Source organism: Kitasatospora sp. NPDC097691 (assembly GCF_040302665.1).
Classification (GTDB): Bacteria; Actinomycetota; Actinomycetes; order Streptomycetales; family Streptomycetaceae; genus Kitasatospora.
This window is the reverse complement of the sequence record NZ_JBEORY010000029.1, coordinates 61,304-84,334: the sequence shown is the minus strand read 5'-3', so window position 1 is coordinate 84,334 and position 23,031 is coordinate 61,304. Positions and strand designations below refer to the sequence as shown.

The following is a 23,031-nucleotide window of genomic DNA, read 5'->3' as shown; positions in this document are numbered from 1 at the left end:
CGTCATCGCGGCCGCCTCCGGCCCCAGCCGGAGTCATCGCTCGCGAGTTCGGGGGAGCGGGACGGACGAGCGAAACCTGGCTCCGTGCTTCCAGAAGGGAACGAACACGGGGGCACTACGGAAGCTTCCGCGAGTTCGAGAAGCATGTTGGGGACGTCATGCGGGAGGGGCAGATCGTCGATTACACCCTCTACAACATGTCTGCCAGCACGATTCCCTACGGGTTCTCCCTGGCCGCATACAGCCAATTCCGGAAGGGCGTGCCTGACATGATGGAGTACACCTACGTGGACAATGCCCGCCTCAATGACCGAAATCAGGCAGTCAGCCTGGGAAACTGACCGCCTCGGACCATTGGATGGAACATGAGCATGGAACTTGAACGCCTGTCTCGGATGCTCGGTGAGCCGACGCAACGGCCGGCCGTAACGCCGTGGGAGCGGTCCGCCGGGGAGGTGGGATTCGCGTTCCCGTCTGACTACCGGGAGTTCGTGGATCGCTACGGAGGCGTGCGGATCAACGGCGAGCTCTCCGTTCCGGTGCCGACTCTGCGTTCCTATGGTGGTGGGTCGATCGTCGGCTTCCCGGGCTTCGTGCGTAGGACCACGGACGGGATCGCTGCAGAACTGGCCGCCGACGAGGACTGCCCGTATCCCGTCCACCCCGAGCCTGGCGGTCTGCTTTCCTGGGGGTCCAACCTCAACGCGGACCAGTTCTTCTGGCTGACCGAGGGCGATGACCCCGATGCCTGGCCGGTGGTGGCGTTCTACCGGAGCCTGGAGGAGTGGGACCGCTTCGACGGCGGATTCGCGGCCTTCCTCCTCGCCGTTCTCGACGGCACCTACGCCTATGCGGACGACGTCGCGCCGCGCAGTCCCGACGAGCCGCTATGGCGCTTCCAAGGTGACTGGAACTGGGTGGAATAGCCATGGGCCGCAGCCGCTATCGGCGACCTGCGGCAGTACACCCGTTGTGGACGCCACGATCGGCCACCCCGCTTCGTCCGCTGGCGCCCCGAGTAGCGGCGGACCCGGCTTTCCATCCCCGCCCGGCGTGCGCGCCGGGCGGGGACGGGGTGTTCAGGAGCCGTGGGTGGTGATGGTGATCGGGTGGGCGGTCCAGTCGGTCATGTCGCCGACGTAGAGGGTGGTGCTCCAGCTGCCGCCCCGGGCGAGGCAGCGGGCGACGCCCTGGCCGCCGCCGGGGCCGATGCAGATCCGGATGAAGTCCCGGTGGGGCCTCCCGGACGGGGAGTCTGCGGACGTGTTCCCACAGGACCGGCAGGGCGTGGTCGAGCCCGGGGAAGAGGGCGGGCGCCATGATGCCGGTGATTCCGGCCCGGACGACGGTGGTCACGCGGCGGCCCCCTCGGGGGTGATGTGGCACCAGACGAACTTGCCGACACCGCCCTCGCGCGGCGAACAGCCCCAGCTCCGGGCCGACTCGTGGACGAGGAGCAGGCCCCGGCCGGTCTCGGCGCAGACGGGCGCGTCGCGCAGCGCGGGCTTCTCGCTGTCGGCGTCGTGCACCTCGATGCGGAGGGTGCCGTCCGGGGCGAGGCGGAAGCGGACGTGGATCAGCCGGTCGCGCGGGACGCGGGTGTGCTGGACGGCGTTGGTGACCAGCTCGCTGACGAGCAACTCGCCGGTCGGGAGGAGGAGTTCCCCGACCGGGAAGGGGGCGAGGAAGTCGCGGAGCAGCTGACGGGCGACCCCGGGCGAGGTCGGGCGCCGGGGCAGCCGGCAGGCCTTCTCGGTGGGGGCGGGGGAGGGCGAGTCGGTTTCAGGCATGGCGGAGCCACCTCCGGAGTGTGCGGGGTGAAGACGGCCGAGGAAGGCATGGGAATGCCCGGGTGATGAGCCCGCCATGATCACTTTGTGTGGCAGTGCTCACTACGTTGAGTAGCATGCACCTGTATTGGCGCAACCTGCAAGCGAACAACTGCAACGATGCAGATACCGCTACGCTGGATTGACGAATCGTCACAAGGCAGACTGGGCACGTCAGGTGAGAGGACTTGCGCATGGCCGATGAACCGAAGCCGACCGTCCGCGCCCGCCGACTCGGGTCGGAGCTCCGCCGTCTCCGCGAAGCCGTGAACAAGGGGACGGATGACGCGGCGCAGGCCCTTGCCTGCTCCCGCGCCAAGATCAGCCGCATAGAGACCGGCGCGTCCGGCGTTCGCCGACTGGACCTCGGGATCCTGCTGGACCTGTACGGGGTGGCCGGCAAGGAGCGCGACGCTCTGGAGGGGCTGGCGAGGGACAGCAAGAAGCGCGGATGGTGGCACGACTACGGTGACACGATCCCCTCTGCCTACGTCGATGTTCTCGGGCTGGAAGACGACGCCCGGTACATCCGCATGTGGCAGACCATGGTGATCCCCGGCTTGTTGCAGACGAAGGGCTACGCCCGGGCGCTACTGGAAGCCAATCCGGCTGCGGTGCGACCGGAGCGCATCGATCAGTTGGTCGAGATCCGGATGGAGCGCAAGGAAGTCCTCGCGAAGCCGGATCCGGCCCGGTTCTGGGCGATCATCTGGGAGCCCGCGCTCAGGTGCCCGGTGGGAGGGACGGAGGTGCACCGGGAGCAGCTGCAGCACTTGACGGACATGGCGCAGCTGCCCAACGTCACCTTGCAAGTGGTGCCGTTGGACGTCGGCGCGACTGCCGGCGCGTGCGGCGCCTTCGTGATGTACGGCTTCTCCGACTCGCCTACCGCCGGAGCCGTGTTCCTGGAGACACTGACAAGCAGCCACTATCTGGAGCAGCAGGGCGAACTGGATGGCTATGGACTGGTCTTCGAGTATTTGCGATCAGCTGCTCTGAACCCCAAGGAGTCGCTGGATATGATCGCGGCCATCGCTGCGGCGACATGACGATGAGATCAGAAGAGGTGTGAACGCGTGACTGTGCCGGAGAGTGGCGCCCGGGGTTGGTACAAGAGCAGCTACAGCGCCCAGGCGAACGAGTGCGTGGAGACCGGCCGAGCGGTGCCGGGTGGAATGGCCGTCCGGGACTCGAAGGATCCGAGCGGTCCGACCCTCCGGTTCACCGCCGAGGCGTGGGCTGCCTTCGTCGGCGGTGTGAAGGCCGGCGAGCTCGCGGGCGGGTAGACGGGTCTCGGCAGGAATGTTCGGGTGCGGCGGTAGCTGTGCCGCCGTCGGCCATCGGAGGGTGGGGCATGCTCGCATCGGACTTCGGCAACGATTCGTGGCGCAGGAGCAGTTACAGCGGTCAGGGTGGTAACTGCGTCGAGATCGCCGCCTGTGTGCCGGTCCCCGGCCCGGAGATCAACTGGCGGAAGTCCTCGTTCTCTGGTGCACAGAGCGAATGTGTCGAGATCGCCAGTGGTGTGACCGGTGTCGTGCCGGTGCGTGACTCCAGGGACCCCGATGGTCCCGTCCTGCTCTTCCCCGCCGATGCCTGGTCCTCGCTCCTCGGGGTCAAGGGCGGCGAGTTCCCCGCCGGCTGACCTGACACCAGGGGTGCCCCGCCCGGCGATCGCGCCGGGCGGGGCACCCCTGGCTGTTCGGGGCGCGGACCGGGCGGTGCGGCCGAAGCTCTTCCGGCCGTGGGTGGTTCAGCGTGGTGTGGCGGGTGGGTTGGTCGGGCCGAGGGGGATGGCCGGGGGGAGCGGGTGGCAGCCGTCCCAGGAGGCGGCCTGTCCGGGCGGGCAGGAGGTGGGGACGGGCGGCAGGGTGGGCACCGGTCTGGGCGGGATGGTCCAGTCGGGTGAGGGTTTGGCGGCGGGGGCCGCCGGCTGCTTCCGGGTAGGTGATGCCGGGGCCGGGGTGGCCGTGGGGCGGGACCGGGTCGGCTGGGTGGTGGCTGGGGCCTCGGGCATGGCGGTGGCTTCGGCCCCGGCCCCGGGTCCGTCCGTCGCCGGTGCAGCCGCGGGCGTCTCGGCCGGTGCCGGTGCCGGTGCCGGTGCCGGTGCCTCGGCCGACGGGGAAGCGGAGGGGGAGGGGGTCGAGGTGGCCGCGGGGCCGGGCGTCGCCGGGGCCGGCGACCCTGTCAGCAGGAGTGTCCCGCCGATGCCGGCCGCGCCCAGTACGCACACCCCGGCCGCCACGGCGAGGGTTCGCCGACGCCGCGTCGTCTTGTCGTCCTCGGCTCTGTCTCCGGGGCAGCCGTCGGCCGTCTTCCGCATGCTTCCTCATCCGTCCGTATGGTCATCACGCCTTTGAGCTGCGCGGATGCTACACGAGGTGTCAGGACCGGCACCCCCGCCAGTACCCCTACCGATACGTGACTGATTCGGCCGGCACCGGCCGCGTCCTACTGTCGGAGACGTCAGCAGGAAACGCGGCCCGCAGCCGCGACGAACCCCTCAGGAGCAGTCATGACCGCCTACGCGATCGCCCAGGTCCACTCGGTCGAGTTCGGCCCCGACATCGTCGAGTACCTGGAGCGCATCGACGCCACCCTCGACCCCTTCGACGGGCGCTTCATCGTCCACGGCGGCGCGTACGAGACGGTGGAGGGCCGTTGGGGGACGGGCGGGACGATCGTCATCGAGTTCCCGGACCGGGAGCGGGCCCGCGCCTGGTGGCAGTCGCCCGCCTACCAGGAGATCCTGCCGCTGCGCACCCGGCACATGGTCGCCGACGCGATCCTGATCGACGGTGTGCCGGGCGGCTACCGCGGCGCCGACTCGCTCAAGCACTGACCGACCGTCAGGACCCCAGTCGCTCGCGCCACCACGACACGGTCGCCTCGACCTGCTCCTCCAGCGGCGTCGCCCGGACGGTGAAGTGCGCCTCGTAGTCGGCGGAGTCCATGACGAAGGGGCGGTCGAACTGGTAGCGGGTCTCGCGCAGTTCGCGCAGCAGGGGGGAGAACAGGCCGGCCGCGCCCAGCAGGACGGGGGACAGGCGGCGCACCGCGACGGGGGCGGTGCCGGCCTCGGCGGCCAGGTGTCCGGCCATCGCGCGCACCGACGCGGCGGGGGCGGTGGGCACGTGCCAGGCCCGGCCCCAGGCCCGTTCGTCGCCCGCGACCTCGGCCAACGCCCGTGCCACGTCCGGCAGGTAGGTCCAGCTGTGCGGGGCGTCCGGGTCGCCGAGGACGGCGACGGGGCGGCCCTTGAGCAGGCCCGGCATGGCGCGCGAGGCCAGGTGGCCGCCGTCGGTGACGCCGGGGCCGAAGAAGTCGGAGGCGCGGACCTCCACCGCCCGGATTCGCCCGGCCTCGTGCAGCGCCCGCGCCTGCTCCCAGGCGGCCGCCCGGACCCGCCCCTTGGGGCCGGTCGCGGCGAGCGGCAGGTCCTCGGTCAGGGGGCGGGTGGGGTCGGGCTGCGGCCCGTAGCCGTACAGGTTGCCGAGCATGACGAGCACCGCGCCGCTGTCCTCGGCCGCCTTGCACAGCGAGGCGGTGAGGGCGGGCCAGCGCGCGGCCCACTGTTGCAGCGGCGGCGCGGCGCAGCCGTGGATGGCGGCGGCGCCGTGCGCGGCCCGGGCGAGCGCGGCGGGGTCGCTCGCGTCGACGGCGAGGTGTTCGACGCCTTCGACGGGCGGGGCGGCGGCGCCTCCGGTGCGGGTGGCGACCCGGACCTCCTGGCCCTGTTCGGCGAGCAGGCGGGCGGTGGCGGCCCCGGCGGGCCCGTGTCCGACGACGAGATGGAAGCTCACCGGCCCACCCTATCCACGTCCCGGCGGGCGCGACGCGCGGGTGGAGGCAGGGCGACTGACGCTCCGCCCGCGGTCGGGCCGTACGGGCCGTACGGGCCGTACGGGCCGTCAGCCGTCAGCCGTCAGCCGTCAGTCCGTCGCGCCGCTCAGCCAGTCGGCGGGCGATCCGCTCGCGCTCCCGGGCCGCGTTGCTGCCGTCCAGCTGTCCCTCGAAGGCGCGCCGGGCCGCCGCGACCAGCTCCGGCGGCACGTCCGGGCGGGCGCACTCGATCGCCCACAGCGCGTCGCCGGTCTCCATGTCCAGGCCCAGGCAGTCCGGCACCCCCCGCCCGGCCAGGGTGGAGGCCAGCACCGCTTCGAACACGGCCCGCAGCCGCGCGTCGTCGTCCGCCATCGCCTCAGTCACCGCCGCCGCCGCTGTTGTTGTTCTTCCGGGGCCAGTTGCGCAGGAGGACGCGCAGCGCCTCCCCGGAGCGGACCGTGAGGGTCGCGACCACGCGCGTCCACGCCGGTCCGCCCCGGTCGGCCCACACCACGCACCCGCACCCGGCGACGACCAGCACCAGGATCCCGATCAGCACCGCACCGACCATCTCGGCCACCTGCCCTTCACTCCGTACGACCGTCGTACCCCTCCGATACGTCCCACGTGCGGATCCTTCCACCCGGTTCGGCCGCGAACCCCGAGGCTGTGCCAGGATGCCGTAGCCGGTCCCCCCGATCGCCCCACGCGTCCACCGCACCCGAGGAGTCACCCGTGGCCACCGCCCGCTTCGCCACCCTGCACACGACGGCGGGCCCGATCCGCCTGGAGCTGTTCCCGTTCCACGCGCCGAAGACGGTCCGCAACTTCGTCGAGCTGGCCGAGGGCACCCGCGAGTACACTGACCCGTGCACCGGCGAGCCGGGCAGCGGCCCGTACTACGACGGCACGCTCTTCCACCGGGTGATCGCGGGCTTCATGATCCAGGGCGGCGACCCGACCGGCACGGGCACCGGCGGTCCGGGCTACGCCTTCGCGGACGAGTTCCACCCGGAGCTGTTCTTCACCAAGCCGTACCTGCTGGCCATGGCCAACTCCGGACCGGGCACGAACGGTTCGCAGTTCTTCGTCACGGTGGGCACCCCCACCCACCTCAACCGCAAGCACACCATCTTCGGCCAGGTCGCCGACGCGGCGTCCAAGGCCGTGGTGGACGCGATCGCCACCGCCCCCACCGAGGGCGAGCGCCCGGTGCAGGACGTGGTGGTCGAGTCCGTCGAGATCACCTGGTCCTGACCCCGGTGGCCGCCGCAGCCGGGCCCTTCCCGTCGCACCCGATCCGCGGGGTGCAGGCCCGCTACGTCCGCCAGACCGGCTGCCCCTGCGACGTGGCCATCGTCACCGTGGACTTCGAGCCGTGGGAGGAGGGCGTACGCCTGGAGGTGGCGCCGGACGCCACGGTGCGCGGCGACTCCGACCCGCACTACCTGGCGCTGTTCCACGCGGCGCTGGCCGAGGGGGTGCGCGAGGAACTGGCCGAGCGGGCGCCGGGACGGACCGTGGCGCTGGCGGTGGTGGTGCACTTCACCGTCGTGCACGAGATCGACTCGCGCGAGCACTCCTTCCGGGTGGCCGGACGCCTGGCCGCGCGCGAGGCCCTGGCCCGGGAGGGCGGCGGTCCCGGGGAGGACGCGGACGGCCGCCGCCCGTAGTGCGGGCGGCGGCCGACGGAGGACGGGTGCGGGTCAGCTGCAGCTGGTGAACGTCGGGCTGGTGTTGGCGACGTAGAGGGTCGGCCCGGCGTTGGAGTCGGAGGTCACCGGGATGGTGATGGTGTCGTCGGCGGTCCACGGGATGCCGTGGGCGTCGAAGGTCCAGGAGCCGGTCACCTTGCGGGCGACCTCGGCGAGCGTCACCCAGCCGTACTGCTGGGTCGGGACGGTGACGTTGACGGCGTTGTTGACGCTGCGCGAGCCGTTCCAGACGTTGGTGAAGGTGATGGAGGACGTGACGGCCGCGGTGAACACGCCCGGGGTGCCGCCGGAGATGGTGGAGCTCAGCGTGCTGCCGATGGTGCTCGACCAGCCGCTGGTGTCGTTCACCGCGAAGGTCTGCTGGACGGTGCCGGCGGTGTTGTTGAACCAGACCGCGGAGGAGCACACCCGGGGCAGCGGCGCGGCCGGGGCCTCGCTCTGGACGGCCCAGGAGCAGGTGGAGGCGTCCTTCTGGCACTGCTTGGCGGCGTGGTCGACGGCCAGGGCGCGGGCGGCCTGCGGGAAGCCGGTGGCCCACTGCTGGTTGACGGTGCCGTTGCAGGCGTACTGGTCGGTCCAGGCGTCGTCGTACTGGGCGCCGCTGAGCAGGTCCAGGCAGGTGCTGTCGCCCGCGTGGCGGATGAAGAACGCGTCGCCGCCGCTGGGCGCGGGCTGCAGGAACCAGCGCTGGCTGGCCTGCCCGGCGCAGGTCTGCTGGCGCAGGACCGGGACGAACCAGGAGGCCAGGTCGATGCACTTGCCGGTGTCGTTGTTGACGATGGTGAAGGTGTAGTCGGAGGTGTCGACGTTCAGCCGCCAGGACTGGTGGTAGCCGGGCGCGGAGTTGGTGACGACGTAGACGCCGTCGCCGGTGTTGCCGTTCTGGACGTCGAGCTGGCGTCCGTTGCCGAGCGACTTGATGGTCAGGCACTGCTGCGGCGAGGCACAGGCGGCCGCCGCAGCCGGAGCGGCGGGGGCGGCGGCCGGAGCGGCGGCCGGGGCGGCGTGCGCGGGAGCGGCGGCCAGGCCCAGGGCGGCGCAGCAGGTCACCAGGAAGGCCGCGAGCAGGCGCAGCCAGGGCGCCGTACGGCCGGGGGTCGCGGTGGCGGGCAAGGAGGGTGTCCTTTCGTCAGGGGATGAGAAGGGAGTGGACGGGCCGGGGCTCAGGGCGCGGCGGCGAAGGCCGCCTCCAGGCGCGGGACGTAGTCCACGAGGTCCTGCGCCCAGCAGCCCGCGGTGTGGCCGCCGTGGCAGTCGGCGCCCCAGCCGGTGCCGTCGCCGTAGTCGACGTAGTGGTACGGCAGTTTGAGGGCGTCCAGGCGGTCCTTGACGCGCTTGGCGGTGCCCTCGGCCCAGAACTCCATGTCGGCGGGGTTGCCGTTGCCGTTGCCGGTGTAGACGGCGATGCCGGTGTGGGCGAGTAGGGCCAGCCGGGAGGCCGGGTCGGCGGCGTTCCAGCGCCAGTCGGCGTTGAACACCGGGTACGGCGTGCCGAAGATGGCGTCGCTGGAGACGGTGGGCCCGTAGTCGAAGCCGCAGGGGCGGCCGTCGCTGGGGCCGCACAGCACCGTGCCGGCGTTGGTCAGCATGGCGACGACGGCGCCGCGCAGGATCATCTCGTCGGTGGACAGGTCGTTGGCGCCGGACATGGTGAGGACCTGGCCGAACAGTTCGGGGCGGTCCTGGGCGTAGTGCAGGGCGCCGAAGCCGCCCATCGAGAGGCCGCCGACGGCCCGGTGGGCGCGGTCGGTGCGGGTGCGCAGGTTGGCGTCGACGAACGGGAGGACCTGGTTCAGGTGGAAGGTCTCCCAGTTCTGCGCGCCGGCGGCGGTGCCCTGGTCGAGCCAGTCGGTGTACCAGCCGCGCAGGCCGCCGTCCGGGATGACGGTGATCATCGACTGCGCGGCGGTCAGCGCGGGGTAGGCCAGCGCCGGGTCGCTCGGGTTGTCCGAGGCGCCGTGCAGGAAGTACAGCACCGGGTAGCGCCGTTCGGGGTGCTGCGCGTAGTCGGCGGGCAGCAGGATCCGGATGGTGTGCTGCCCGGCGACCTGGGGCGTGGTGACGGTGATGACGAAGTTGGTGGCGCTGCCGGTGGCGGTGCCGACCTGGGTCAGCCCGAAGCCGTCCGTCAGTGGCGGCGGCCCGGCGGGGTCGGCGGCCTCCGAGAGGGCGGCGGGGGCGGCCGGGTGCGCCGGGACGGCGGAGGCCGCGGGTGCGGCGAGCAGGAGCAGGCCGGCGGCCAGGGCGGCGACGGCCGTCCGGGCGCGCCGCCGCCGGGCGGGCAGGAGCCGGGCTGGGGTCATGGGTCGTCCTCGGCCTTCGACGGTCGGTGGTGGCGGGTCGTCCCGACGGGGCGTGCCGGCGGGGCTGTCCTGCCGGGTCGTCGGGTCGTCGGGTCGTCGGGTCGTCGGGTCGTCGGGTCATCAGGGCGTCAGGGCATCGGGCGTTCTGACGATCCGTCCCACTCGTGCTGTCTGAACATCGACAACTCTCGCCACGCGGGCCGCCTCCGCGCCAGAGCCCCCGGCGGCGCACCTGGGCCACTGGCGCATGTGGGCCACCCGCCCGGGTAGGCTCCCCCGGCCGCCCGGTACGGGCCGGGCGGCAGGGACACGATGACCGGGGGGTGTCGTGCACGACGTTCTGGATCCGGACACCAAACGCGGCCGCGTCTACCGCTGCCTGGTCGGACGGCCGCGCGCCCGCGTCGCCGAACTGGCACACGGCACGGGCCTGGACGAGGACACCGTCCTCGCCGTCCTGCGCGACCTCGCCGACGAAGGCGTCGCGGTCGCCTTCGACACCGCCGGCAGCGCCGACGACCGCGACCACGCCTGGGAGGCCCTGCCGCCCGGCCGGGTCGTCGAGACGGTGCTGCAGCGCGACGCGCTGCGCCAGGCCACCGCCCGCCGGGCCGGCGCCGAACTGGAAGGCCTCTACCGCTTCGCCCGCCGCGACACCGGCAGCTACGGCGCGCTGGAGGTCGTCGAGGACCCCGCCGAGGTGCTCGCCGCCAGCCGCCGCCTGCAGCTCGCGGCCCGGCACCAGGTACGGGTCATCGACGTGCCGCCGTACTCCGGCAACAGCGCCCACTACGCCGACCAGGAGGTGCTGCAGCGCCGCCGGATGGCCGCGGGCGTCGTCTACCGCGCCATCTACCAGGGCTGCGCGTTCGAGGACCCGGTGGCCGGGCCCAACATGGCGCGCATGGTCGAGGCGGGGGAGCAGGCCCGCACCCTGGACGAGCCGCCGCTCAAACTCGCCATCGCCGACGACGACCTCGCCATCGTCACCCTGCCCGCCGACGACCGCCCCGGCGTGGTCTCCCTGCTGATCCGCCCCTCCGGCCTGCTGCACGCCATGACCGGCGTCTTCGAGACCCTGTGGCGCCTGGCGGTGCCGGCCAGCGTGGCCGGCGTCGACCTGCGCATCGACGAACGCGACCGGCGCATCCTCACCCTGATGGCGAGCGGCGCCACCGACGACGCCATCGCCCGCCGCCTGGGAGTGGGCCGGCGCACCGTGGTGCGCCGCGTCTCCACCCTCCTCGCCCACCTGGGCGCCACCACCCGCTTCCAGGCCGGCGTCCAGGCCGCGCGCCGGGGGTGGCTGTGACGACCGGCCGGGGGCGGCCGTGAGACGGGGGGCGGCCGTGAGACGGGGGCGACGGAGACGGCGGGGGCGACGGAGACGGCGGGGCCGCGGGGGCGTTCGCCCCGCGGCCCCGCCGCCGTGGTACCGGTGAGGTGCGGTCAGCAGGTGCCCGCCGCCCGGTCGCGGACCACCAGGTCGGTGCGGCCGGTGGTGGCGTCCAGCCAGATCACCCGGGTGCCCTGGTCGGCGGCGGGGTCGTACTGGCCGCCGCGGTTGCAGGAGAGGCGCTGCGGGGTGCCGCCGGCGAGCGGGACCTGCCACAGCTTGGGCAGCGCGGCGTTGGTCCAGCCGCCGACGGGCTTCTCGCTGTCGACCCGGTAGGTGACGGCCTGGTCGGAGGCGGCGAGGGTGGTGAAGCGCGGGGCGTTCGGGGAGCCGGCGCCCAGCAGGTCGGCGATGCCCGAGCCGTCGACGGCCGCGGAGCGGATCGTGCTGCGCGCGGCGTGGTCGGCGGGGAGGTCCACCCACAGCAGACGCCCGCCCGCCAGGGTGAGGGAGACGGCGCTGCTCGGCCCGGAGCCGGACGGGGCGTGCTCGGGGTACCGGGCGGTGACCTTCCCGGCGGCGACGGAGTAGAGGGTCGGGACGGTCACCGGCCGGTCACCGTCCTGCCAGGTCTCGTTCCAGGCGACGAGGCCGTCCTTGAGGGCGAGTTCGGACACGTCGTGCCCCTCGGGCAGCGGGAGCGCGACCGGCTCGCCGCCGCCGTGGCTCAGGTACGGCCGGGCGCGGCCCTGCTCGGAGAGCGTGAAGACGACGTCCGGGCCGGAGATCCGGGCGTTGCCGAGCTGCTGGGCGGGGGAAGAGGCGCGGAAGACGCTCCGTACGGGGCCGGCGCCGCTCAGCGGGGCGGTCAGCACCTCCTGGGCCGCGCCCTGGGGGCCGCCCATGGCCACCCACACGGCGTTCGTGCCGTCGGTGGTGGCCCAGCTGTGGATGCGGCCGTCCTCGGGGCTCAGGCGCACCGGGGTGCCGCGCCCGTCGACGGTGCCGGTGTACAGCCCGGTGCCGGCGGCCCCGTCGCCGAGGACCACCCAGTGGCCGTTGGAGACGGCCGGGGTGGCCATGCTGTTGGAGACGTTCTGCAGCAGGGTGCGGCTGTCGGTGCCGAGCCGGCGCTGCCAGCCGGGCCGGATCCCGTGGGCGTCGAACGCGGCGGCCAGCGCGCGCAGTTGGCGCTTGTCCAGGCCCTGGTCGCGGCCCGCGGCGAGCACCGCGTCGCGACCGGCCTGGAAGTCGTCCAGCGGGGTGAGGTAGTCGGCGAGCGCGTGGTACACGACCCGGTCGGCGGTGAGCGGGTCGAGGGCGCGCCGGATGTCCCACAGCGCGCCGCCGAAGATGGTCGAGTTGAGGTGGACCCCGCCCGAGTCGATGCTGTAGCGGGTGCCCAGGTAGTCGGCCGTGGTGGTGCGGTGGTCGTCCAGGCGGCGCTGGGCGCAGGCCTGCGGGGTGCCGGTGCGGCACAGGCCCTCGCCGAGCAGCGCGGCGGCGGGGTCGTCCATGGACAGGCCGCGGGCGGTGGCCTCGATGGCGTTGCCGAAGTAGTCGGCGATGGCCTCGTCCATGGCGCCGGACTGGCCGAGGTAGAGCAGCTTGGCGGTGTGCTGGACGACGCCGTGGGTCATCTCGTGACCGGCCACGTCCAGGGCGACGGAGAACGGGTAGTAGCCGGAGCCTCCGGAGCCGTAGACCATCTTGGAGCCGTCCCAGAACGCGTTCGGGAACGGCTTGCCGCCGTCGCTCACGTTCACCACGGAGACGATCGCCCCGCCCTGGCCGTCCAGGCCGTTGCGGCCGAGCCGGTCGCGGTAGAAGTCGTACACGAGCCCGGCGTTGACGTGCGCGTCGGTGGCGCCGTCGTCGCCGGCGGCGGCGGGGAAGGCGGGGGTGGGGGAGGAGACGGGGGCGGTGTCGGCGGGGACGGGCATGTGGTCGAAGTCGCCCGCGTCACGGCCGGCGGCGTCGTAGGTGGTGATCGCGGCGGCGCGGGTCAGGTCGGAGAACTGGTAGGTGCCGTCGGCCCGTTGGGCGATGTTCACCGGGACGCTGCGCCCGTGGACGTCGGGTGCGGTGCCGGTGGCGGGCCGCAGTCCGCCGCCCGGATCGGCGGGCGCGGGGGCCGGGTCGGCCGCTGCCCGGGGGGCGCGGGCGTCGTGGGCGAGGGCGACGGTGCCGGTGGTGGCGTCGACGTACACCTCCCGGGCGGTGCCGCCCGCCACGTGCACGGTGAAGTGCTCGGTGAGGCGGCCGCCGCCGCCGGGCAGGATCACCGCGCCGTGGTCCTCGGCGGTGGCCGAGGCGCGGGCTGGCGGGTCGGGCAGTTCGGCGACGGCCGCCCGCCGCAGCGCCTCGGCCGGGACGGTCGCGGCGGTGGGGGCGGTCAGCCCGGTGAAGTAGCGCCCGCCCGCCGACTGGACCCGCTGCCCGGCGCCCTGGCCGGCCAGGTGCACCAGGTACTGGCCGCCGAGGACGGGGATCCCGCCGTGGCGCTGCTCGAACCTGACGGTGAGCCGGCCGTCCGGGCCCGGCGTGGAGCCGACACCGGCGAGCTCGCCGGTGTCGATGCGGTAGCGGTCGGGGTGGGCCGCGAGGTGGGCGAGCGCGGCCCCGGCCGGGTCGCCGGGCGCGGGTTCGGACAGGCCGGTCACCAGCTGCGGGGTGGCGGTGTCGGTGCCGGCCACCAGGGCGGGTACCGGGTCCGCGTCCGGCGCGGGGGCGCCCGCGGCCGGCAGGGCCAGGGCGGGCGGCACGGCCAGCGCCAGCGTCACGACGGTGGCGGCGCCGAGGGCGAATGTGCCGGCGGTACGGGGGAGTCGGGGCACGGCGGTCCTCTCGCGCGTGGGTCAGGAGCGCGGCGGCACGACGGCCACCGCACCACCCACAATAGGCAGTCGAGCGATATATGTCGATCGACTGCCTATTGATGGCGGCCGTTGCCGCCGGGCGTCGGCGGGCGTCGCCGTGGTGCAGCCGGGGTGCCGGCCCTCCCACTCCCGTCCACGTCCGTCCGTGCCCGACCCGTTCAGGACATGCCCCCGGCGCGGTCAGCCGCCCACCGGTTTTGGCGCGCCGTCAGCCCGCCGCCCGTCGGCGCGCGCTCAGCCCCGGCCGCCCCGTCGGCGCACCGTCAGAAGCCAGTGCCGTCCACCCCCGACCGCGCCGTTCGTGCGTCAGCCAGCCGTCCGTCACCCCGCCGTCCGTCACCCCGTCCGCCCCCCGTCGTCCGGCCCGCCCGACGATGCTCCTACCGCCGGGGAACCCGGCCACACCCCAGGCCCGGCTTCCGTGCCGAGCGGTGACGCGGCCGCGACATCGTCACACGGCCTCCGGCCCGTTGCGGTTGGATCACGACGTGTCCGGTTCGTCGGCCCTTGGGGGAGAGTGCGGTGATTGATTTTGTTGGCAGCGCTGTCAGCTGACTCTCATAATTCCTGCTGACACGCGTGACGGACGGTCCGGAGAACCCACTGGGGGAGCGGTTCCAACGAGGGACCCCGCGCGTGGGAATCTGCATCCTTTCCCTGGGGGAGTCCCTTGCCCGAGCCCGAGAACGAGAGCGCCGCCGCCGAACCGCCGGCACCGGCCCAGCCGCCCGTGCCGGCCTCGGCGCCCGCGCCCGTGCCGACGCCCGTGCCCGCGCCCGCTCTCGCCGAAGAGCCGGCCGCCGCGCCCGACCCGGCCGCCGCGCCCGCCGCGCCGCAGCCGTCCGCGCGCCGCCTGCCGCGCGCCGTCGGCGTCGCGCTGGCCACCGCCGGCCTGCTCGCCGTCACGGCGGCCAGCGCCGCCGTGACCGTCGCCGTCGGCAAGCCCGACACCCACCCGGCCGCCGCCCCCGCCGTCACCGCCTCCCCGACGGCGAGCGCGAGCGCCACCGCGAGCCCGTCGCCCACCGCCGAGCCCGTCCCGGTGCCGACCGCCGTCCCCTCGGTGCCCGCCCCGGTCAGCACCGTCAAGGGCACGGTCAGCGGCGGCAAGCACGCAGGCGACCTGCGCTACTTCCTGCTCCCGATCCCCGCCGGCGGCGAGTCCTACGGGCCCGCGGACGGGATGACCATGACCGACGAGGACGTCGCCGACGTCTTCGGCAAGCAGGACGGCATCAAGGACATCCTCGCCTCCTACGGCTACAAGGAGGGCGCGACCCGGATGTACCGGACGGCCGACGGCAAGGCCGAGGTGACCGTCACCCTGCTGCACTTCGGCTCCACCGCGATGGCGAACGACTTCGTCAAGGGCTACACGGTCAAGTCCCTGGACCCGATCGACATCGACGGCCTCCCCGACGCCCACGGCTACCTGAAGAAGCCCAAGCAGCAGGCGTACACCGGCTCGATGACCGGCATCGCCAGCCAGGGCGACGTCCAGTACACGATCGACGTCGACGTGAAGGGCACGCCGGACAAGGCGCTGCTGAGCGACCTGATGAAGCGCCAGCGCGACTGGCTCGCCTCGGGCGGCTGAGCCCCGCGCGCCCACGCGCGCGCCCGCCGCCCGCCCTCCGACGCCACCCCTTCCTTCCTCCTCTGGAGCCACTTCCGTGACCACCGAACCCGCGGAGCCGGTACCCGCCGCGCCCGCCGCGCCGCCCACCCCACCCGCGCCGCCCGCGCCCGCCGCACCGCCGGCCGCCGACCCGTGGGCCGTCGAGCCGTCCACCACCGGGCCGTTCGCCACCGGGCCGTTCGCCACCGGGCCGGGCGACCTGCTGGAGGCCGGCCCCACGCGCGCACCCCGCACCCCGCGCCGCCCCCGCCCGGTGCTGCTGGCGACCTGCGCCCTGGTTATCGGCACCCTGGCCGGCGGCGGCGTCGGCTACGCCGTGCAGGCCCAGCGCCCGCCCACGCCGCTGCCGCCGCTGCAGGTCGCACGCCCGTCCTACCCGGCCGAGACGGTCGACCCGGCCGCCCTCGCCGCCGAACAGCCCGCGCCCCTGGCCATCGACGGCGACCTGACCAAGCTGCTGATCACCGCCCCCGACGGCAGCACCCCCTGGGGCGACTACCCGGACAAGCCCAGCTGGACCTCGATCGGCGAGATCGCCGAGCACAGCGGCAACGCGGCCTCCGCCTTCCGGGACCTCGCCTCGCGCGGCTTCCGGCGCGCGGCCGAGGTGGACTGGAAGAAGGACGACGTCCGCTACCGCGTCTTGCTGGTCCAGTTCGCACCGGACCGCTCCGAGGAGGCGCGATCCGCCACCTTGCCGTCGTTCGCCGACGGCGCCAGCGGCGGTTACGACGTGGAGGCCGTGCCCCAGCACTGGGCCGAGAGCACCGAGCAGTTCTACTACGGCACGGCCATCGCCAAGCGCGGCTCGCTGCGCATGACGGTCGAGGTCTTCGGCCCCCAGCCGGTGAACGCCGACATCCTCAAGGACCTTGCCAAGCGGCAGTGGGAGCGCCTCGTATGAACGACGACACCGTGACCACCGACCCGGCCGAGCCGACGCCCGCGCCCGAGGCCGCCGCCCCGCCCACCGCCGAGGCCGCGAACCCCGCCGCCCGCCGCCTGCTGCGCGCCGGCGCCGCGACGGCCGCGGCAGCGCTGGTCGGCGTCGTCATCGGCATCGGCATCATCAAGACCCAGTACGACGACCCGGCCCCGGCCACCGCCGCCGCGCCGTCCACCGCTCCCACCCCGACCGCGACCGCCACCCCGTACGGCGCCAAGTCCAACGGCAGCCACTTCGGCTCGCTGCGCGACCTGCTGCTGCCCGTCCCGGCCGGCTACCAACTCGGGCCGGACGACGGCGTCTACGGCAACGACACCGAGCTGAACGGCGAGCAGCTGGCCGCCCAGCTGGACGCCGAACTCCAGCAGATCCCCAAGGAGAAGCGCGACAAGCTGCGCTCCTACTGGGAGGGCCTGCACGTCAAGGCCACCGGCGTGCGCTCCTACCTCGCCAGCGGGGACGACCTGGTGATCGGCCTGAAGCTGCGCCAGTTCAACCAGCAGGAAGTGCAGCGGATCAACGAGTACACCGCCGTCTTCACCGGGGACACCGGCCTGTTCCGGATCGGCCCGTCGATCCCGGGCCACCCCGAGGCGCACTGCTACCTGATGCCGGCGCCGCCGTCCGCGCCGATCGACTACCTGGAGTGCTCGGCCGCCGAGGGCGACCTGCTGGTCGTCATGAACGCCGAGGGCGTGGCACCGCTGCCCAAGGACAAGATCGTCGCCCTCTTCACCCTGCAGCTCGACCGCCTCGCCCGCCCCGGAGCGTCCGTATGACCGACCACGTCACTCCGCCGCAGCCCGCGTCGGACCCGCTCCCGCCGGCCGGACCGCCCGCGCCTCCGGCACCGACCGCAGCACCGGCGCCGCCGCTGCCCGCGTACGGTGCCGAAACCGCCATCGGGGCCGTCGAGTTCACCGCGCCCGCCCGGACCCCGGAGTCCCTCGCGGAAGAGCTTGCCCACCGGGCCCGCCGCCGCAAGGCCGCGGTGCGCTGGAGCTGCGCCGCCCTGGTGTTCGCCCTCGCGGGCACCGGCACCGCCCTGGCCGTCACCGCCCCCGAGCGCACCGACATCCCGGGCCTGGCCACCGCGAGCGACGGCCGCTACACCTTCCCGCCGCTGGCCCTGCCCCCGCTGCCCTCGGGCAAGGCCGCGCCGGACGCCAAGGGCAAGTCCCCCCACTACGCGGACCTGCGCAACCTGCTGCTGCCCGTCCCCAAGGAGGCCGGCGGCTCCCTGACCGCGCCGACCTTCCCGGCCCCCACGGCGAGCCCCACCGCCTCCGGCTCCCCGGCGGCGTCCCCCACCCCGGCCGCGACCCCCACGGGGACCGCTACGGGGACCGCTGCGGGCTGGGTGCCCTGCGACGCGATCCTCGCCGAGCAGCAGGACCCGGCCAAGCTGCGCGAAATCCTCCTGGAGAACGCCTGCCGCGCGGCCACCGTCCGGGAGTGGACGGCCTCCGACGGCACCCGCACCCAGATCCGGCTGCTGCGCTTCGGCTCCAGCGGCGAGTCCCGGGGCGCCTACACCTCCCTGCGCGCCAAGGTCCACCCCAAGGCCGCCGTCGACACCAAGTCCACCTCCCACGAGGACTGGGCCACCGTCGACGGCGTCGAGCTGACCGCCCTGGAGTCCACCGCGACCGCCGCCAAGGGCAACCCCACCGCCCGCGTCGCCTACCTCTCGGCCGCCGACATCCTGGCCGTCGTCACCATGACCAACCCCGCCGGCATCCCCACCGCCCCCTTCCGCCAGGTCGTCACCCTCCAGTCCGACCTGCTGGCCTGACGCCGAATCCGGGCCCGCCTCCGGCCCGCCTCCGGCCCGGCTCCGGCCCGGCTCCGGCCCGGCTCCGGCCCGGCGCGCGGGAAGTCGGCCCGTCCGACTTCCCGCGCGCCGAACTGTGCAGCCCCCGTGGCGACTTGCAACGAACCCGGGACACTCCGACGCCTTGTCGGGTGCCCCGGCGGGGCGGAGCCTGGAGGCGACGGCGCCACGGGGCGACGGTCACCACGGGGGGACGCGATGCATCGCAGGCTGGGGGCACTGTGTTCGGCGGCGCTACTGGTGGCCGTGGCCGCATGCAACCTGCCCGGGACCGGCCGGCCCGACCGCCACAAGGTGGTCCTGCCCGAGCCCGCCCCGCCGTCGGCCCGGTGGATCGTGAACGAGCTGTCCCGGGCGGGCGCCCGGCCCGACCGGTGTCCGGCGCCGACCCTGTCCACCCTGGCCGTGCTCGACTCCGACGGGCAGACCCGGGCGGAGGCCTTCTGGCTGGTGGACAGCGTCGACGCCTGCTGGGCGGCCATCGACCACGCGGACAACGCCGGGGGGTCGGTCGGGTTCGAGCCCATCGAGAGCATGACCGTCGGGCAGCCCCTGCCCTCCGCCGGCCCGCTTCCGGGAACGGAGTGGTACGCGGTCACCGCCTTCCACGGCCGGGTGGCGGACATCAGGGCGACCGGCGCCACCGACCACGTCCTCGGCCCCGTCCACAGCCGCACGGTCGACCTCGGCGGCGGCAGGCTCGTCACCTTCGCCTCCTACGGCATCCGGATCCCCGAACAGGGCGAGAGCCTCACCCTGCACCTCTGCCCCCCGACCGGCGACTGCCGCGACGTCAGCTACCCGGGCTAGTGCTGTGACCGCCCGCGTTCGCCGGGTCGCCGGATTCGGGCAGGGGGCTCCGGACCGCAGGGTCGTGCCTTGTTCTGCGGTCGAGGCTCGGGCTCCGTTTCGGGCGAGGTTCGCGGCTTCCTGTGGCGGACCAGCAGGTTCCGTGCCGGAATGTCCTGCTGTCGGAGAAGGTGCGAAACCCCCTTCGGGGCGGATGGGTAGTTATTTCGAGCGCGCATGATCATCCGGAATCAAAGCATCCCCCAAGAAATTTCCGGACAACTGGAGCCGGCGCATCCGAATATTAACGACTGGTGAATCCGAAAGTTCGTGCCAATCGTTCGATGGGCGTGTACGTTCGAGCTATTCGCCGCGCTTGAGGCAGGGGGCCTCAGATTTTTCGCGGCCAAGAGGGGGTTACATCTCAATGCGTACACGCCGTTCCGTGGCTGCTGTCAGCGCCACGGCACTCGCATTCACGCTCGCCGGCCTGGTGGGCGCCACGGGCGCCCAGGCGGCGCCGCAGGCCGGGGCGGCCGGCCAGGCGTCCCGCGCGGCCGACGTCGTCCAGCGGGCCACCGGCACCGCGGACATCGCCCGCAGCACCGCCGGCGCGGGGGGCGCCACGGCCCAGGTCCCGAAGCCCGGCGGCAACGTCGTCGTGACCGCGCCGGCCACGGCCTCCGGCAGCGTCGCGGTCACCGCCGCGAACGGCAGCACCGTGACGCTCGCGCTGCCGGCCACGACCGGCGCCGCAGGCGTCACCACGGCCGAGGGCACCACCGTCTACCCGGGCGCGGCCCGGGGTACCGACCTGGCGGTCCAGGCCACCACCGACGGCGGCGCCCGCGCCCTCGTCACCCTGAAGGACTCCAGCGCCTCCACCGAGCAGCGCTTCGACCTCGGGCTGCCCGACAACACCCGCCTCGTCCCGGCCAAGGGCGGCTACGACATCGTGCAGAACGGCGCATCCGGCGCCGCCTTCTCGATGGGCCACATCGACGCGCCCTGGGCCAAGGACGCCACCGGCAAGTCCCTGCACACCGGCTACCGGCTGGACGGCAACACCCTCGTCCAGTCCATCGAGACCGACAAGAACACGGCCTTCCCGGTCGTCGCCGACCCCAAGTGGACCTGGGGCTGGGTCACCGGGACCGTGTACTTCAACAAGAACGAGACCGGCCACGTGGCAGCGGACTCCGCATTCCTGGGGGTCGTCTTCGCGGCTGCCCCGCCGCCGTTCGACGTGTACGGCATTCTGAATGCCGCGAACATTTCGCGCGTCGCCTGGAACGCTCAGAACGACAACCAGTGCGTGGAAATCAAGATACCGACTTTCCAGGCCTACGAGTACAGTGGCGGGTACTGCAACTAGCAGTCCAGAAGGGCGAATGCCATGGGGATGTCCGCGCATGTGATGGCACCGCCGCTCCTTGCGGTGGCGGTGGTTCTGCTCGCTGTGAAGTGGGCCCGGCGGCGACGGGACGGTAAGCCCGTGCCGCTGCTGCCGCGATCGCCGCAGGCCTGGGCGGTCGCGTCGGCCGTGATCGTCCTGGTGGCGGTCTCGGGAGCGCTGGCCGGCCAGCTCTGGACGGCGGTCGTACCCGCCGTCGCGCTCGGCGGACTGGCAGGTGCCTTCGTGGACCTGCGCTACGGTTCCCCTCGCTGACGCTCGTCCAAGGGTGTGGCCCGGACGGTTCGACCGTCCGGGCCACACCTTTGGTTTCGGCTGCCCTTGCGGCGGGTGGCATTTGCCTCGATGTGGTGGCGTTCGGATCGATGTGGTCGTGACCACGAAGGCCCAGCGGATCGCCGACCTCGTTGCCACCGAGAAGGCCGGCAAACCCCCGTCGTCCGCCCGGAGGGCGGGCGGGGCGGTGTTGGGGTGCGTGCATCGCAGGGCGGAGGATGGGGGCACCTCCCGGCCGGAGGCTGCGGGGGCGTCGCCGCGCAGGCGAGGTTGACGACGGGCCCTGGCGGTGCCGGTTGCCACCGGCGGCTCCTCGGCCCCTCGGCTCCTCGGCCCGGCGGTCCGTCAGGTGCCGGTGACCGGCAGCAGGCCGCGCTCGGCGAAGACCTTCTTGGCGACGAAGGTGGCGTTCAGGGCCTTGGGGAAGCCGCAGTAGGCGGCGGAGTGCAGCAGCGCCTCGACGATCTGCTCGGGGGTGAGCCCGACGTTGAGGGAGGCGTTGACGTGGACCTCCAGCTGCGGTTCGCAGCCGCCGAGCGCGGTGAGCATGCCCAGGGTGACCAACTGGCGCTCGCGCGGCGCAAGTTGGGGTCGGCTGTAGATCTCGCCGAACCCCCAGGCGACGATCTGGTGCCCGAGCTCGGGGCTGATGTCGTCCAGCGACTCCACGACCCGGCGCCCGACCTCGCCGTCGATGCGGTCGAGCACCTCCAACCCGTGCGCGAAGCGCTCCCGGCGGGCTCCTGCGTCGTTCGCGGCCGTGTCCATCGTGGCGCTCCTCTCCCGGCCGCCCCTGTCGGCGGCCACGTCCCTTGCGACCGGTCCGGCCCGCCGACTGCGGCGGGCCGGACCCACGGCAGAACCGTAGGACTTGGAGTGCACTCCAACTCAAGCCCGACACTCCTCGCCCGCCGGAAGACCCGGCGGAGGGCCTGCCGGACGGCGGGGTCGTGCCGGACGGCGGGGCCGTGCCGGGGCGTCAGGAGCGGTGGTACTGGACGGGGGAGGGGACCTCGCCGCCGAGCTCGGCGGCGGCGTGGCGGGCCCAGTACGGGTCGCGCAGCAGTTCGCGGCCGAGCAGGACGGCGTCGGCGCGGCCCTCGGCGACGACGGCCTGGGCCTGGGCGGGGTCGGTGATCAGGCCGACGGCGGCCACCGGCAGGCCGGCCTCGTTGCGCACGGCCTCGGCGAAGGGCACCTGGAAGCCGGGCGCGGCCTCGATCCGGGCGTCGGGGACGAGGCCGCCGGTGGAGACGTCCAGCAGGTCCACGCCGTGTGCCTGGAGCTCCTTGGCGAGGCGGACGGTGTCCTGCGAGGTCCAGCCGTCGCGGCCGTCCTGCGGGTTCTCGGTGAGCCAGTCGGTCGCGGAGACGCGGAAGAAGACCGGCAGCTCCTCGGGCCACACCGAGCGCACCGCGTCGACGACCTCCAGCGCGAAGCGGATGCGGCCCTCGAAGGAGCCGCCGTAGCCGTCGGTGCGGCGGTTGGTGTGCGGGGAGAGGAACTGGTGGATCAGGTAGCCGTGGGCGCCGTGGATCTCGGCGACCTGGAAGCCGGCGTCCAGCGCGCGCCGGGCGGCGTCGGCGAACTGCCGCACGATCCGGCCGATCTGCTCCTCGGTCAGCTCCTGCGGCGCGGTGTGGTCGGGGGAGAAGGGCTCGGCGCCGGGGCCGACCGGCGCCCAGCCGTGCTCCTCGTCGGCGCCGAGGGCGCGCCCGCGGTCGACCCAGGTCCGCTCGGTGGATGCCTTTCGCCCGGCATGGGCGAGCTGGATCGCGGCCGCGGTGCCCTGGGACTTCAGGAAGGCGGTGATCCGGCGGAAGGCCGCGGCCTGCTCGTCGTTCCAGATCCCGAGGTCGTACGGGCTGATGCGGCCCTCGGGGCTGACGGCGGTGGCCTCCGTGATGATCAGCCCGGTGCCGCCGGCGGCGCGCGCCGCGAGGTGGGTGAAGTGCCAGTCCGTCGGCACACCGGCCGCGTCCCCGTCCGGCAGGGCGCTGTACTGGCACATCGCCGGCATCCAGATCCGGTTGGGGACGGTCAGCTCCCGCAGGGTGTACGGCGTGAAGAGGGTGGTGCTCATGTCGGAGACTCCCGATGGGGTCGGCGGCGCCGGGGGCAGCGCGCATGCCCGCGCAACTGATTGCAGCTGCAACTTATGTCTCCAAAGATAGTTGCACGCGCAGGGCATTTGCAAGGGGCCCCGCCCCCACCCGGCCCCTTGCCCGCGCCCGGCCCCTTGCCCG

Annotated in this window: 25 protein-coding genes; 16 read left to right on the top strand and 9 right to left on the bottom strand. The window is 73.7% G+C overall.

Annotation, left to right across the window (positions count from 1 at the left end):
• Window positions 1–197 precede the first annotated feature (197 nt).
• Window positions 198–341 (top strand): hypothetical protein, encoded by a 144-nt coding sequence (locus ABTY56_RS21430; RefSeq protein ID WP_350630541.1) that lies wholly within the window; start codon window positions 198–200, stop codon window positions 339–341.
• A gap of 30 nt (window positions 342–371) precedes the next feature.
• Window positions 372–926: a hypothetical protein gene (locus ABTY56_RS21425; RefSeq protein ID WP_350630540.1), complete on the top strand. Its 555-nt coding sequence runs from the start codon at window positions 372–374 to the stop codon at window positions 924–926.
• A gap of 426 nt (window positions 927–1,352) precedes the next feature.
• On the opposite strand, the gene ABTY56_RS21420 is transcribed toward ABTY56_RS21425, so the two are convergent.
• Window positions 1,353–1,790, bottom strand: coding sequence for an ATP-binding protein (locus ABTY56_RS21420; protein WP_350630539.1), 438 nt, complete (start codon window positions 1,788–1,790; stop codon window positions 1,353–1,355).
• 233 nt (window positions 1,791–2,023) lie between these two features.
• Between ABTY56_RS21420 and ABTY56_RS21415 the strand changes: the two genes are divergently transcribed.
• From ABTY56_RS21415 to ABTY56_RS21400, 4 genes are all read left to right on the top strand, one after another.
• Window positions 2,024–2,878, top strand: coding sequence for a helix-turn-helix domain-containing protein (locus tag ABTY56_RS21415; RefSeq protein ID WP_350630538.1), 855 nt, complete (start codon window positions 2,024–2,026; stop codon window positions 2,876–2,878).
• Between the two features lie 27 nt (window positions 2,879–2,905).
• Window positions 2,906–3,115 carry a DUF397 domain-containing protein gene (locus tag ABTY56_RS21410; protein ID WP_350630537.1) on the top strand — a complete coding sequence of 70 codons (210 nt, stop codon included), beginning with the start codon at window positions 2,906–2,908 and terminating at the stop codon, window positions 3,113–3,115.
• Window positions 3,116–3,183: 68 nt separating this feature from the next.
• Entirely contained in the window at window positions 3,184–3,474 is a 291-nt protein-coding gene (locus ABTY56_RS21405; RefSeq protein ID WP_350630536.1) for a DUF397 domain-containing protein, read from the top strand.
• 870 nt (window positions 3,475–4,344) lie between these two features.
• Entirely contained in the window at window positions 4,345–4,671 is a 327-nt protein-coding gene (locus ABTY56_RS21400) for a DUF1330 domain-containing protein (protein ID WP_350630535.1), read from the top strand.
• Between the two features lie 7 nt (window positions 4,672–4,678).
• Here the strand turns inward: ABTY56_RS21400 and ABTY56_RS21395 are convergent, their stop codons facing one another.
• The 3 genes from ABTY56_RS21395 to ABTY56_RS21385 form a co-directional block, all read right to left on the bottom strand.
• Window positions 4,679–5,632, bottom strand: coding sequence for an NAD-dependent epimerase/dehydratase family protein (locus ABTY56_RS21395; RefSeq protein WP_350630534.1), 954 nt, complete (start codon window positions 5,630–5,632; stop codon window positions 4,679–4,681).
• A 115-nt stretch (window positions 5,633–5,747) separates the two neighbouring features.
• A complete protein-coding gene (locus ABTY56_RS21390) occupies window positions 5,748–6,026 on the bottom strand; it encodes a hypothetical protein (RefSeq protein WP_350630533.1) in 279 nt (92 codons plus the stop codon).
• Window positions 6,027–6,030: 4 nt separating this feature from the next.
• Window positions 6,031–6,225 (bottom strand): hypothetical protein, encoded by a 195-nt coding sequence (locus ABTY56_RS21385; protein WP_350630553.1) that lies wholly within the window; start codon window positions 6,223–6,225, stop codon window positions 6,031–6,033.
• A gap of 164 nt (window positions 6,226–6,389) precedes the next feature.
• Between ABTY56_RS21385 and ABTY56_RS21380 the strand changes: the two genes are divergently transcribed.
• Together ABTY56_RS21380 and ABTY56_RS21375 are read left to right on the top strand one after the other, a co-directional pair.
• Entirely contained in the window at window positions 6,390–6,911 is a 522-nt protein-coding gene (locus ABTY56_RS21380; RefSeq protein WP_350630532.1) for a peptidylprolyl isomerase, read from the top strand.
• A 5-nt stretch (window positions 6,912–6,916) separates the two neighbouring features.
• A complete protein-coding gene (locus ABTY56_RS21375; RefSeq protein WP_350630531.1) occupies window positions 6,917–7,327 on the top strand; it encodes a hypothetical protein in 411 nt (136 codons plus the stop codon).
• A 33-nt stretch (window positions 7,328–7,360) separates the two neighbouring features.
• Here the strand turns inward: ABTY56_RS21375 and ABTY56_RS21370 are convergent, their stop codons facing one another.
• Window positions 7,361–8,482: an RICIN domain-containing protein gene (locus tag ABTY56_RS21370; RefSeq protein ID WP_350630530.1), complete on the bottom strand. Its 1,122-nt coding sequence runs from the start codon at window positions 8,480–8,482 to the stop codon at window positions 7,361–7,363.
• Between the two features lie 50 nt (window positions 8,483–8,532).
• The gene (locus ABTY56_RS21365) at window positions 8,533–9,672 is read right to left on the bottom strand and encodes an alpha/beta hydrolase (RefSeq protein ID WP_350630529.1); all 1,140 of its coding nucleotides are present in this window, start codon (window positions 9,670–9,672) and stop codon (window positions 8,533–8,535) included.
• A gap of 328 nt (window positions 9,673–10,000) precedes the next feature.
• Between ABTY56_RS21365 and ABTY56_RS21360 the strand changes: the two genes are divergently transcribed.
• Complete coding sequence (locus ABTY56_RS21360; protein WP_350630528.1) at window positions 10,001–10,984, top strand: LuxR C-terminal-related transcriptional regulator; 984 nt, start codon at window positions 10,001–10,003, stop codon at window positions 10,982–10,984.
• 137 nt (window positions 10,985–11,121) lie between these two features.
• On the opposite strand, the gene ABTY56_RS21355 is transcribed toward ABTY56_RS21360, so the two are convergent.
• Entirely contained in the window at window positions 11,122–13,845 is a 2,724-nt protein-coding gene (locus ABTY56_RS21355; protein ID WP_350630527.1) for a M4 family metallopeptidase, read from the bottom strand.
• A 712-nt stretch (window positions 13,846–14,557) separates the two neighbouring features.
• Between ABTY56_RS21355 and ABTY56_RS21350 the strand changes: the two genes are divergently transcribed.
• The 7 genes from ABTY56_RS21350 (at window position 14,558) to ABTY56_RS21320 (ending at window position 20,764) form a co-directional block, all read left to right on the top strand.
• Window positions 14,558–15,484, top strand: coding sequence for a hypothetical protein (locus ABTY56_RS21350; RefSeq protein ID WP_350630526.1), 927 nt, complete (start codon window positions 14,558–14,560; stop codon window positions 15,482–15,484).
• A gap of 76 nt (window positions 15,485–15,560) precedes the next feature.
• Complete coding sequence (locus tag ABTY56_RS21345) at window positions 15,561–16,430, top strand: hypothetical protein (protein ID WP_350630525.1); 870 nt, start codon at window positions 15,561–15,563, stop codon at window positions 16,428–16,430.
• Window positions 16,427–17,251: a hypothetical protein gene (locus ABTY56_RS21340; protein ID WP_350630524.1), complete on the top strand. Its 825-nt coding sequence runs from the start codon at window positions 16,427–16,429 to the stop codon at window positions 17,249–17,251. Before ABTY56_RS21345 ends, ABTY56_RS21340 begins: the two co-directional genes overlap by 4 nt.
• Window positions 17,248–18,267 (top strand): hypothetical protein, encoded by a 1,020-nt coding sequence (locus ABTY56_RS21335; RefSeq protein WP_350630523.1) that lies wholly within the window; start codon window positions 17,248–17,250, stop codon window positions 18,265–18,267. Before ABTY56_RS21340 ends, ABTY56_RS21335 begins: the two co-directional genes overlap by 4 nt.
• A gap of 285 nt (window positions 18,268–18,552) precedes the next feature.
• Window positions 18,553–19,116, top strand: coding sequence for a hypothetical protein (locus ABTY56_RS21330; protein WP_350630522.1), 564 nt, complete (start codon window positions 18,553–18,555; stop codon window positions 19,114–19,116).
• Between the two features lie 424 nt (window positions 19,117–19,540).
• Window positions 19,541–20,470 (top strand): hypothetical protein, encoded by a 930-nt coding sequence (locus tag ABTY56_RS21325; protein WP_350630521.1) that lies wholly within the window; start codon window positions 19,541–19,543, stop codon window positions 20,468–20,470.
• 120 nt (window positions 20,471–20,590) lie between these two features.
• A complete protein-coding gene (locus tag ABTY56_RS21320; RefSeq protein WP_350630520.1) occupies window positions 20,591–20,764 on the top strand; it encodes a hypothetical protein in 174 nt (57 codons plus the stop codon).
• Between the two features lie 366 nt (window positions 20,765–21,130).
• Here the strand turns inward: ABTY56_RS21320 and ABTY56_RS21315 are convergent, their stop codons facing one another.
• A complete protein-coding gene (locus ABTY56_RS21315) occupies window positions 21,131–21,553 on the bottom strand; it encodes a carboxymuconolactone decarboxylase family protein (protein ID WP_350630519.1) in 423 nt (140 codons plus the stop codon).
• Between the two features lie 211 nt (window positions 21,554–21,764).
• Window positions 21,765–22,868, bottom strand: a complete 1,104-nt coding sequence (locus ABTY56_RS21310; RefSeq protein WP_350630518.1) for an NADH:flavin oxidoreductase/NADH oxidase — start codon at window positions 22,866–22,868, stop codon at window positions 21,765–21,767.
• Window positions 22,869–23,031: the final 163 nt, after the last annotated feature.